This window comes from Rhodopirellula halodulae, assembly GCF_020966775.1.
Taxonomy (GTDB): Bacteria; Planctomycetota; Planctomycetia; order Pirellulales; family Pirellulaceae; genus Rhodopirellula; species Rhodopirellula halodulae.
The window spans coordinates 2339623-2352484 of record NZ_JAJKFV010000029.1; the positions used below are offsets into that span (position 1 = coordinate 2339623).

Below are 12862 nucleotides of genomic sequence, written 5' to 3' on the forward strand. Positions count from 1 at the left end.
TACAGTTCCGTGGCTTCACCCAGTTTTTGACTCATCGGGAAACAGTATGTTCCATTTTCGTTCAATCGGATCGCGCGATAATCAACCAACGGATCAGGAGGTAAGTTCTCGCGGACGGGACGAACGTTTCCACACTCGCAAGCAACATCGACGCTCTTCGAAGCGGCGTCGTACTCGTTTGAGTTCCCTGCTGGGCGAGCGATTGGAAGAACGCCGTGTTTTGGCTGCTTACGTGGTCGACACCGCAATGGATGTGGTTGCGGAAGACGGGATGGTGAGTCTCCGGGAAGCCATCCAGGCGGCGAACTCCAATGCCGCGGTCAATGCTGACACCATCGCTGGCGAACCGACGGCGACTGCAGTTGATCGGATTACATTCGCCGAAGGATTGAGCAGTATCACGCTGAGCGGAGAACTGTCGATCACTGAGTCGATCGAGATTGCGCTCGGCGATGCGTCCAGCCAAATCATCAGCGGGGACGATGCATCCCGGATCTTTTCGATTGACACGTCCGGAGTGGATCCGATCGATGTCGACTTGAGTGGACTGACGTTGCAGGATGGCTTGGCGGAGTCCGGTGGTGCGATCTACCTCGGTCCGGGGCATTCACTCTCGATGACCAACATGACGTTGTCAGATAACGTCGCGACGGGTGCCGCTGCGGACCAAGGTGGCGGTGCAATCTTCATTGATGGAGGAACCGCGACCATCACGGATTCGACGATCACCGGAAACGTCGCGAATGGTGCGTCAGGCAGCGGCGGCGGGATTTTGAACCAAGGCACGTTGGTCGTGTCCGGTGGTTCGATCAGTGAGAACGTTGCCAATCGCGCCGGTGGTGGGATCGAAGCGACCGGTGGAACGTCGACGACGCTGACCAATGTGTTGATGGATCAGAACGTGGCCGGACCGGATGGCACGGCGGCACCTGGAAACGGTGGTGCATTGCACATCAGCGGTGATGGTGACGCGACAATCACCGGCGGCACGGTCAGTAACAACGTGGCGGCTCGCGAGGGCGGTGGCTTGTGGAACAACACCGGTGCGATGACCGTCAGCGGCACGACTTTGATTGGCAACATCGCCTCGGGTGATGCGGCTGATGACGGCGGTGGCGGTATCTTCAACAACGGTGGGACGTTGACGGTGTCTGATGCAACGCTGTCGGGCAACGCTGCGGACGGAACGCTTGGTAGCGGCGGAGCGATCTTCAGCATCGATGGCGATGTGACGATCAATTCGTCTCAGATTGGCGGTCCGCTTGGTTCCGACGGGAACACCGCGAATCGTGCCGGTGGCGGCATCGAAGTGGTGGAAGGCAGCGTGACGTTGAACCTTGGGACGGACGTCTCCAACAACTTCGCCGGGATCAACGGTGGTGGTTTGCACTCGACGGGTGCAGCGGAAGTGATCTCGAATTTTTCGATCTTCGGTAGCAACGTTGCAGCCAGCGAAGGCGGGGGACTATGGAACTCGGCCACGGGGACCATGACGATCAACGGCGGAGCAATCTCTTCCAACACCGCCAGCGGTGATGCTGCTGACAACGGTGGAGGTGGCTTGTTCAACGATGGCGGTGTGATGAATGTCGCCAACGCGGTGATCGGCTTCAACGTGGCCGATGGTGCGTCCGGAAGCGGCGGTGGAATCCTGAATGATGGCGGAACGCTGACGATCACCGGCAACACCACGATCTCGGAGAACCGAGCCAATCGTGCTGGTGGTGGGATCGAAGCCACCGGTGGATCGACGAGCACTTTGACGGGTGTGTCGTTGGACTCCAACAACGTCGGGATCAGTCCCGCGGTTGCATCACCCGGCAATGGCGGTGGTTTGCACATCACGGGTGATGGTGACGTGACGATCACCGGCGGCACGGTCAACAACAATGTGGCGGCATCCGAGGGCGGTGGTCTTTGGAACGGTAGCGGTGTGATGACGGTGACAGGCACGACGATCGATGGCAACGTTGCAAGTGGCGACGATGCTGACAACGGTGGTGGTGGGATCTTCAATGTTGCTGGGACGGTGAACATCACTGACTCAACGGTCACCGGAAACGTCGCGGATGGTGCGTCAGGCAGCGGCGGCGGAATTTTGAACCAAGGCACCTTGGTCGTGTCCGGTGGTTCGATCAGTGAGAACCTCGCCAACCGAGCTGGTGGCGGGATCGAAGCGACCGGTGGAACGTCGACGACGCTGACCAACGTGTTGATGGATCAGAATGTGGCTGGGCCGGATGGCACGGCGGCACCAGGGAACGGTGGTGCGTTGCACATCACCGGCGATGGAGTCGTCGAGCTGTTTGGTGGAACCGTTTCTGGCAACGTGGCAGCAGCCGAAGGCGGCGGGCTATGGAACAGTGTTTCCGGCAGCTTGAGTTTGGATGGGACGGAAGTCAGCGGCAATTCGGCTCCGATTGGCGGCGGTGTCTTCAATGACAGTGGTGTGGATCTTACGACGCAGACTTTCACGACCACTCTGAGCGAGCTGAATGATTCGGGAGTCGCCGGGACGGCGCGTGTCACGGTCGACACCAGTGATCCGGACAACCCTTCGGTGACGGTATCGATTCAGGCATCGGGCTTGGTCCCCAACCAACCTCACATTCAACACATTCACGGCCGCTTTGCTTCGGACCTGGATTCCACCGGAACGATCGACGGGCCTTTCGTTGGCGATGGCGGTTCGTCGATCGATTCGCGAACGCCTGATTTAGGTGATGATACGAACGGTGATGGCTTCGTCACCGTTGGTGAAGGATTGGCGGGTTACGGCAACGTGCTGTTGAACCTTTCTAGTCCACGGGCTCCGGTTCCGATCGAAGGCAACTCGCCGCTGGCTGATTTTGACCTGGCCGACTTTCCAACGGCTCCCGACGGAACGATCGACTTCAGTGAGACCTATGTTTTTGACTTAAGCGATTCGGATCAGGCTCGTCAGTACAACAACCTGTTGCCGATGTCGCTGCGAGAGATCGTGCTTCATGGCGTGAACACCGACATTGACGTCGATGGTGACGGTTCACCGGATGGTTATCGAGTCACCGGTCCGGCGGCAGCGGGAACGCTTTCTGCAGTCGGCGGGACATTGACCATTGCGAACTCGACCATCACCGGGAACACGGCCTCGGGCAACGGCGGCGGAATCGCGAATGAAAGCGGCCGCGTTACGATTACCGATTCGACGATTTCGCAGAACGTCAGCGGTGGCGATGAACTGGGCGAAGGTGGCGGAGGGATCTTCAACGATGGCGGTACGGTCACGCTGACCGATACTGATGTATTTGAAAACACCGCGATCGTTGGACTTGGTAACGGCGGCGGCATTTTGAACAACTCGGGCGGTTTCTTGGTCGTTCGAAGCGGTTCGATTTCGGACAACGATGCGGCGCGAGCTGGCGGTGGCGTTGAGAACGCTGGTGAAGCGACGTTCTTTGAAGTCGAAATGGATAGCAATGACACCGGGATCAATGGAGGCGCGCTACATACCTCGGGACCGTGGACCGCGAATTTCATTGATTCGGTGATCACGAACAACACGGCCGGAGCGGAGGGCGGCGGTGTTTGGAATAGCGACACCGGTGAGATGACATTGGTGGGTACAAGGGTGACCGGCAATACCGCCAGCGGCGATGAAGCGGATCAAGGCGGCGGCGGAGTGTTCAACGATGGTGGCGTGTTGATGATCACGACCTCGACGATCAGTGACAACGTCGCCGATGGAGTGTCGGGCAGTGGCGGTGGTGTGCTGAATACCGGCACGTTGACGGTGTCAGACTCAACGATCAGCGGCAACGTTGCCAATCGTGCTGGTGGTGGGATCGAAGCGACCGCGGGAACGACAACAACACTCACAAATGTTGCATTGAATCTCAACAACGTCGGAATCAGTCCTGCCGCGGCGGCTCCAGGTAACGGCGGTGGTTTGCACATCACCGGCGATGGTGATGTGACGATCACGGGCGGCACGGTCAACAGCAACGTGGCGGCATCCGAGGGCGGTGGTCTTTGGAATGGCAGCGGTGTGATGTCCGTGACCGGCACAACGATCGATGGCAACGTGGCCAGTGGCGACGATGCTGACAACGGTGGTGGTGGCGTCTTCAATGTTGCTGGGACGGTGAACATCACTGACTCGACGGTCACCGGAAACGTCGCGGATGGTGCGTCCGGCAGCGGCGGCGGGATTTTGAACCAAGGCACTTTGGTCGTGTCCGGTGGTTCGATCAGTGAGAACGTCGCCAACCGTGCTGGTGGCGGGATCGAAGCGACCGGTGGAACGTCAACGACGCTGACCAATGTGTTGATGGATCAGAACGTGGCCGGACCGGATGGCACGGCGGCACCGGGTAACGGTGGTGCGTTGCACATCAGCGGCGATGGTGACGCGATAATCACCGGCGGCACGGTCAGCAACAACGTGGCGGCTCGCGAGGGCGGTGGCTTGTGGAACAACACCGGTGTGATGACCGTCAGTGGCACGACTTTGATTGGCAACATCGCCTCGGGTGATGCGGCCGATGACGGTGGTGGCGGTATCTTCAACAACGGTGGAACGTTGACGGTGTCTGATGCGACGCTGTCAGGCAACGCGGCGGACGGAACGCTTGGTAGTGGCGGAGCGATCTTCAGCATTGATGGCGATGTGACGATCAATTCGTCTCAGATTGGCGGTCCGCTTGGTTCCGACGGGAACACCGCGAATCGTGCCGGTGGCGGCATCGAAGTGGTGGAAGGCAGCGTGACGTTGAACCTTGGGACGGACGTCTCCAACAACTTCGCCGGGATCAACGGTGGTGGTATGCACTCGACCGGTGCAGCGGAAGTGATCTCGAATTTTTCGATCTTCGGTAGCAACGTTGCGGCCAGCGAAGGTGGTGGACTATGGAACTCTGCCACTGGAACGATGACGATCAACGGTGGAGCGATCTCCTCCAACGTCGCCAGCGGTGATGCTGCTGACAACGGTGGAGGTGGCTTGTTCAACGATGGTGGTGTGATGAATGTCGCCGACGCGGTGATCGGCTTCAACGTGGCCGATGGTGCGTCCGGAAGCGGCGGTGGAATCCTGAATGATGGCGGAACGCTGACGATCAGCGGCAACACCACGATCTCGGAGAACCGAGCCAATCGTGCTGGTGGTGGTATCGAAGCCACCGGCGGATCGACGAGCACTTTGACGGGTGTGTCGTTGGACTCGAACAACGTCGGGATCAGTCCCGCGGTTGCATCACCCGGCAATGGCGGTGGTTTGCACATCACGGGCGATGGTGATGTGACGATCACGGGCGGCACGGTCAGCAACAACGTGGCGGCATCCGAGGGCGGTGGTCTTTGGAACGGCAGCGGTGTGATGACGGTGACCGGCACGACGATCGATGGCAACGTTGCCAGTGGCGACGATGCTGACAACGGTGGTGGTGGGATCTTCAATGTTGCTGGGACTTTGGTCGTGCAAGATTCGACCATCCAAAACAACGTCGCTGATGGTGCAGCCGGAAGCGGCGGTGGGATCTTCAATGCGGGGACCGCCACCATCACTGGCACTGAGATCACAGAAAACACTGCGAATCGTGCTGGCGGTGGTTTGGAGGTCATCGACGGGACGACGACCACGATTTCGGCCAGCTTACTGGTGGACAACGTTGCTGGCCCGGATGGTTCAGCATCTCCCGGCAATGGTGGTGCACTTCATATCTCCGGCGGTGGTGAGGTGACGATTGTCGACACCTTGGTCGAAGGGAACACGGCGGCCAGCGAAGGAGGTGGTTTGTGGAATAGCAGCACCGGAACGTTGGTCGTCGAACGTTCAACGGTCTCAAACAACTTCTCTGTCGACGGAGGCGGTGTCTTCCAAGACGGCGACGCGGGGATTCTCGAACTGATCAATTCGACAATCGCGATGAACGCTGCGTCGAATGACGGTGGCGGGCTTCTCACCGAAGGCGGCAGCGTTGATTTGATCAGCGTCACCATTGCGGACAACGATGCCGCGACAGGTGGAGGCATGAAGGCTGACAGCGGTACCGTTTCGGTGATCAACTCCATTGTTTCCCGCAACACGGCCACGACTGATTCAGACGTGTCGGGGGCGTATCAGGACGATGGAAATAACTTGGTTGGGACGGAAGCGGGACTGGGAACGCTCGGTGACAACGGTGGCCCCACCCCAACAATTGCTTTGATTCCAGGCAGTCCCGCTTTGGACGCGGGTATTCTCGCGGGATTGAGCGTCGACCAGCGAGGCGTCAGTCGACCGCAGGGAACGGGGGGCGACATTGGCGCGTTCGAGTCCGGATTGTCGGCTCCTGTGGCGGCTTCTTTGTCGATCGCGGCGGACGATGCGGCGATCGCAGAAGGCGATTCAGGCAACACGTCGTTCACCTTCACCGTGACTCGCAGTGACAACACGGCGGGAGCGATCTCTGCCAACTATTCCGTGATTGGTAGCGGGGAAAATTCCGCGGACGCGAGCGATTTCGGGGGCAGTTTCCCAAGCGGCGTTGTGAGCTTTGAAGACGGTCAATCGGTCGCGACAATCACGGTGAACGTGAGCGGAGACGAGACAGTCGAACCGAATGAATCGTTCACGGTAACGCTTGACTCGGCAAGTGACGGGGCTGTCATCGAGCAAGCTTCCGCCGTGGGCACGATCTTGAATGATGACATCAACGCGGTGGAGACCAGGATTCTGATTCCAGAGTTTGTGGCTCGACCTCACCTGCTGATTGGCGATGGGGTTCCAACCGCGATCATCTTCCAGGCTTTGAGTAGCACGACGGTGACCGTGACCCCGGTCGCTCAGGCGAGCGTGAGTGAATCGGTGCGGATCGTGGATGCGGACACTGTGACGATCAGTTCTTATCAGAACGGTGTTGCCACCGCCGATTTGGAAGCTGGCGAGTTGTACGCGGTGATCTTTGGTTCGCTGAGCACCGATCGGATCTATTCCATCCGTTCGTCCGCGGGTGTGGATTCGCTCACCAACCGAGCTGCGACAAACATTTTGCAACCGACCGACACCTCGGCCGACGGAGAAACCACCGCACTGGATGCCTTGATGGTGATTAATGAATTGAATCGCATGAGCGATGCCGGTGGTGAACCCTTGCTGGGTAGTTTCGTCGATGTCAACCGCGATGAGAACGTCACCGCGTTGGATGCGTTGTTGGTAATCAATCACCTGAATCGCACGCAAGCCGTAGGCAACGCGGAAGGTGAGGCGATCGCTCCGCAAGCCTCGTTTGTTGGCAATCCTGATCGCGGCCTAACCGACGACGATGTCGATCAGGTCTTCGCCGATCAGCCGACAATGGGGGTCGGTGAAAATGTTGATTTGGTGCCCGTCGCGGATACGGTCTCCATGCCTGCTCAGGCCGCAGTTGTCGATGAAGTGATGGACGACTTGGGCGACGACGAAGCCTTGCCGCTTGTTCTCGAGGTTGAGCTTTTGGCGGGTTTGACGTTCTAACGACCAGCGGTCATCTGTTTCCGATCGCGACACGGTCTTGAACGAGGCCGTGTGGTTCGGATCGCTTTTTGATTGCAGCGACGGTGGTTGTCGGTACGGCGAACGACGTCGCCTGATGAAACAGTTGAGACAACTGTTCTACAATAGGGCAGTTGCGGCAAATGTTTGACGCTGGTGAGTTGAGAGTAGAACAATTGTCCCCAATTGTTCTGCGTGTGGAGAGAACTTCGCGGGCGATGTCTTCGCCAGCTCAAGTTGGCCGTCGTCTGCGGCTGAGTAACGTGTCGCCGGCGAAGTCGCGTTGGTTCGTTTCTTCCCACGCGTCGCGAAAATTAGCCCAATAGCGACAGCACATTTCTTGGGTTTTGATTCGCCAACGACAGAACATTGGTTCCGGATTGCACCAAGATCTGGGCTCGTGTGAGGTTGGCGGATTCTTGAGCGAAGTCGGCGTCGCGGATGGAGCTTTCCGCTTCTTGCAAATTGGCTTTGGTTTCGTTCAGCGAAATGAGGCTGCTTTCCAGCGTCGTGCTTTGAAACGATCCGAGTCGCCCTCGCATGCCGACGACTTTGCCGATGACTTCGTCGATCACCTCGATCGCGCCTCGCGGATCATTCTCGAGCGATTTGGCTTGTCCACTACCGAGTTCATATAGCCGGCCAGATGATCCGCCAAGTTGTCCGGTGGAAACGCTGCTGATCCCCAGCGTCGCGCGTTGGGTGCTGCTGACATCGGGGCCGATTTGGAAAGTGGCTCCCCCGCCGCTGATGCGAAAACTGAAATTGCTGCTACTGCCCTCTTCGACGGTCAAAGACAAATCGAGGGACGCGGTGTTGATGGAGAAGTGGTTGCCTTTGCCGCCCGCCTCGACCCCGTTGACTGTGGCTTGGATATCCGTTCCTTGCGCACGGGAAACGTTCAAATCATCTTCGAATTTCCCGTTTGCCCCTTCGCTTATCACGTCGACTTCAACCAACGCTTCGCTGCCGTAGTCTTCGCTGGAGAAGGTCAGCCCGTTATCCGTGCTGGCGACAACGCCGGTCGAATCACTGACCAAATTGACTGCTGCGGCGATCTGCAGATTGGTCGTACCAGATGAAAACTGAAACGTTTCGCTTCCTGAGCTGCCTTTCAACTCAAACACCAGATCATCATGAAGGGCGGGTTCAAAGTTGCTGTTGATGGAGTTGAAGTCATCAGCGGTCAAATCAAGTCGTTGTGCCACGCCACTGGCTTCGTTGCCTTCGGAATCGTAGACGGTGGCTTCCAGCTCAACCCCATCGCCGAAACTGGAGAGGTCATTGATGCGTTGAGCGATGTTCAAGAAGGCTTTTTCTTCTTCGTCGGTTCCCAGGTCAACAGTGACGGTGTTGGTTTGTTCGTCGTAGCTGACCGCCGTCGCGGCCTGGTCAGAATCTGTGTACTGAATCGCAATGTTGCCGCCGTCGCTGCGGCTGACTTCGAGGCTTTTATGAACTGCTTTGGGAGTGACGGTTTGTTGCGTGAACTGGTAGGTGAGACCAACCGCTTCAGCTTCGATGCCCGGAAGACTGTTGATTGCCGAAGCACTCAGGGAAATTGAGTGAGGGTGGTCGAATGAGTCGTAGGTCAGCAGCAGATCGCCGTCGGTGATCGAGGCCGCCGGAAAATTGTTGAAGTTGCCGTCGTCAACGAAGCTGACTGTGTCGAATTCGCCCGTGATCCAAATGCCGCTGGTGGGAGAAACGGCATGGTAATACTTGTTGACCGCCAACTCGGTGCTCGCGGCTGCGTTCGCATTCAGTGGCGGGTCAAAAGCGGCGCCGCCTAGATCAACGCTGGCTTGGCTCGCGGCAGATTGCACATTGACTTCCACATCGAGGTTGCCGGTGGCCCCGAGGTTTGCCTGCTCAATCGTGAAATCTTTCACGCCGGGAACGGAGCCGAGGTTACTGATGAAGTCCTGCGAACCGTCCAGCAGCTTGCGACCTTGAAAGGTGGTTGTTTGCGAGATGCGATTGATCGCTTCTAAAGACGAGTCAATTTGCAACTGATTGGCGGAAATTTCTTCTTTGGAGAGTCCGCCGGTGTTGGCCGCTTCGACGAACAAGCCGCGTACTTCGCTGAGTAGATTGCTGACTTGCCCCAATGCATTGTCGGCGGTGCTGATGATTTGGCTTGCACGCGTCGTGTTGCTGATCGCTTTTGTCAGTCCCGTGATTTCGCTGCGAAGGGCTTCACTGGCCAGCAACCCGGCCGGATCATCGGAACCCGCGTTGATCCGTAAACCCGTCGACAATCGCGTCAACGATTGTTGCAGATCCGTGTTGCTGCTCTGCAGTCGGTTTTGAGCAACCAACGAAGAGACGTTCGTGTTGATGCGGGTCATGGCAGCAGGGGCAATGCAAGCCAGAGAACATGAGTTGGACAAATCGAGGTGAGCTCAACCATGACACCTTTTCGGACACACTCCGCTCCCTACAACGCTCGCGTTGGATCAATTTGATCTCGAAAGGTTTTGCCCACCTATCGCAATCATCACAGCCCAAACAAATGGACGATCAAACCACCACGAGGTTCGACAGAAGTTCCCACACGACGTTGCGAACTGTAGCTTATTGATTGGCACTGACGGAGGGGGCAGTTGTGTTTTGGCGGAGCCGAAGGCGCACAAAAAAAGCCGCGTCAACTGACGCGGCTCTCTTTCGGATTCCAAATCAAGCTCAGCTGGCTTTGTAAGCATCACGCAAATCGCGGATCTTATCGTGCCCGGCTTTCACCTTGGCGTACTGGGCGGTTAGCACATCATTCATCGCACTACCGGCGGTGTCCTTCAAGACATCCTCGTAGGCTTCCTTGATATGGTCTTCCCCACGTTCGGCTTCGATCAAGATCACGGTGGCATCGCCTCCGTTCAGCTTGCCGCGAATGTTGATCCAGATGCGGTGCGTTTTGGCTGCGACGCTGCCGTCGTCCTCGGCTTCTTTTCCATTGAACTCAACGTACTGCTGCAATTCGCTGGCCATGGCCGAACGTTCGTCACCAATCGAGCGGAACAGTGTTGAGAGACGTTCGTCTTTCAACTCTTCAGCGGACTCGTGAAAACCGTTGTACGAATCAATGTTCGCACGAATCAGCTTTTGCAGCTTTGCGATGGTGGTTTCATTCAAATCAATTTTAGTTTCAACAGACATTTCAAATCCTTTCAGGTAGATAGTTGGTTTCTCAATTCTCTCGAATTGGCTGATAGGAAAAGAAAGTCGCAATTGACGTGCCAAAGACTCGGTTGTCAGTCACGCATTGCTTGCTTGGGACGCTTGGCAATCAGAACGTCGAGTTCAGGTGTCCGTGATGCATCACGCCGGTTGCTAGTCACGCAATTCGGAGTTTCTTCGGCCAGGCATTCAGGGCGATGGAGCTGATAGCGGCAGTTCCAAACAGACCGACGTCCCGCCCGCAGGGGTGGGAGAGACACGGATTTGGCCACCGTGCTGATCGACGATCACGCTGTATACGAACGCGAGTCCCTGCCCCATGCCTTGGCCGACCTCTTTGGTCGTGAAGAACGGTTCGAAGATGCGATCCAAGATGGATTCGGGAATGCCGGGGCCGTTGTCGTTGACCATGACCCGTGCGGTTTCTTCGGTTCGCTCGGTGTGAACAGTGATCTTTCCGAGGTGGACTCGATCATCGTGTTGCAACGCTTCGCAGGCATTTGCAAGCAAGTTTAGGATGCATTGATTGATCTGGACTGCATTGCAGGGAACATCGTTCAGAGTGGAATCAAGGTTGGTTGCAATCTCAGCGACATCTTGATAGTGGTTTTGCGAAACCTTGATCGCGTTGCGAATCGATCGATTCAAATCCACCAATGCTTTGCAGTCGGCAGTGGGACTGGAAAACTCTTTCATGGCACGGACGATGCCGGCGACTCGTTCAATGCCATCAATCGATTGTTGGATGGCTGTGGGGAGTTCTTCCTTCAGGAACGGAATGTCGGCTGATTCGATCCGTTGTCGGATCTGTTGCAAATTGGATGCAAACGTATCCGACGAAGTCTCCGTTTGTGGAAAGGAGTCGTAGGCATCGAAAAGCGCCTCCAGATCGGTGAAGGCATTCTGCAGGAACAGCAAATTGTCTCCGATGAACTGGATCGGCGTGTTGATCTCGTGGGCGATTCCCGCCGCCAGGTTTCCGACCGACTCCATCTTGCGAGCCTGGTTCAAACGCGACTCCAAGATCTTTCGCTGGGATAGATCGCGAACCAGCATGGTGAAGAGGACAAGGCCGTTGCGGACACAACGACTGATAGCAACCTCCGCACAGAAGCTGGTCCCGCCGTTTCGACGCGCTGACAACTCGATCGGATGCGCACGGCACATCCCGTCTTCAGGCGAGACTTCAAGCGGATGATCGTCCTCCGATGTTGGCATGCAATTTGGAAACAAGGCATCGTGAGTTGCCGACTGCTCTTCGAATAGATCTTGGATTTGCACGGCGACGACATATTCGCGACCGAACAGCTCGCAGGCGGATCGATTGAAGGTTTCGATGCACCCTGATTCGTCGTAAACGATGATGCCTTCGGCGGCCGTTTCCACGATCGCTTTGGTGCGTTCGGCAAGGTCAATCAGTTTTTCGTTGGTTTCATAAACCTCACGCGACTTCTGCTCGAGCAACTGCTCGGCAGATTTTCGTGCGGCTTTTTCTCTGGCAAGCCGTCTTTGCAGCAATTCCAATTCGGACATGAGTCGATCCGATGAGGTGGATTCAACAAGCGATGGGTGTAATCCGGAACTCCGCTTCCGTTCCATCTTTGGCACCCAAATTCTCGCGTGCAATCTCGACGTGATCGCCGTAGTGCTCGGCGGTGGCTTGGATCAGACCTTCGGCGAGATCAGCGAAGGGGCGTTTGGATCGATAGGTCATGACCAGCGTTTGGCCATCCATCGAACAATCAAATGATGGAAGCTCCGCATCTGGATAAAGCTTTCGCACTTCGACGTGGATATAACTTTCGACGAGAGGCAAGAAGTCAAATGTTGATTTCGATGCTGCAAAAAACTGTGGATACAACGCGTGGAATCGACCCAGCAGATGGACGCCGAAGGATCGGACCAATTCGGGAACCGGCACATTGGTCTCCGCCGACAAGGAAAGAACCAATTGGATTAATTGACCGTGGTCGTAGGTCCCCACCGCGGTGTACGCACCATCGTTTTCCAAATCCGCACCCACGATCATGCGGTCGGCGATCTCGATGCCAAGATCGTTTTCCACCATCTCAATCAATTCAGTGAATACGATGCCCTTCATGATTCATCCGTCCTTCAAAACGAGAATTGGTGGAGCCTGCCCCTGGAGGCTGGTGGCGTTTTAACAGTGAGTATTGAAAACGTCAAACTTTT

At 56.7% G+C, this 12862-nt stretch carries 5 protein-coding genes; 1 reads left to right on the forward strand and 4 read right to left on the reverse strand.

Annotation, left to right across the window (positions count from 1 at the left end):
• Positions 1 to 247: 247 nt before the first annotated feature.
• A complete protein-coding gene (locus LOC70_RS21435) occupies positions 248 to 7474 on the forward strand; it encodes a choice-of-anchor Q domain-containing protein (RefSeq protein WP_449314301.1) in 7227 nt (2408 codons plus the stop codon).
• 332 nt (positions 7475 to 7806) lie between these two features.
• Here LOC70_RS21435 and LOC70_RS21440 read toward each other — a convergent pair whose 3' ends face one another.
• From LOC70_RS21440 to LOC70_RS21455, 4 genes are all read right to left on the reverse strand, one after another.
• Complete coding sequence (locus LOC70_RS21440; RefSeq protein WP_230256014.1) at positions 7807 to 9843, reverse strand: flagellin N-terminal helical domain-containing protein; 2037 nt, start codon at positions 9841 to 9843, stop codon at positions 7807 to 7809.
• Between the two features lie 334 nt (positions 9844 to 10177).
• Positions 10178 to 10648 carry a PA2169 family four-helix-bundle protein gene (locus tag LOC70_RS21445; RefSeq protein WP_230256015.1) on the reverse strand — a complete coding sequence of 157 codons (471 nt, stop codon included), beginning with the start codon at positions 10646 to 10648 and terminating at the stop codon, positions 10178 to 10180.
• 210 nt (positions 10649 to 10858) lie between these two features.
• Complete coding sequence (locus LOC70_RS21450; RefSeq protein WP_261368043.1) at positions 10859 to 12202, reverse strand: PAS domain-containing sensor histidine kinase; 1344 nt, start codon at positions 12200 to 12202, stop codon at positions 10859 to 10861.
• A 22-nt stretch (positions 12203 to 12224) separates the two neighbouring features.
• Complete coding sequence (locus LOC70_RS21455) at positions 12225 to 12770, reverse strand: heme NO-binding domain-containing protein (RefSeq protein WP_230256016.1); 546 nt, start codon at positions 12768 to 12770, stop codon at positions 12225 to 12227.
• Between the last annotated feature and the right edge of the window lie 92 nt (positions 12771 to 12862).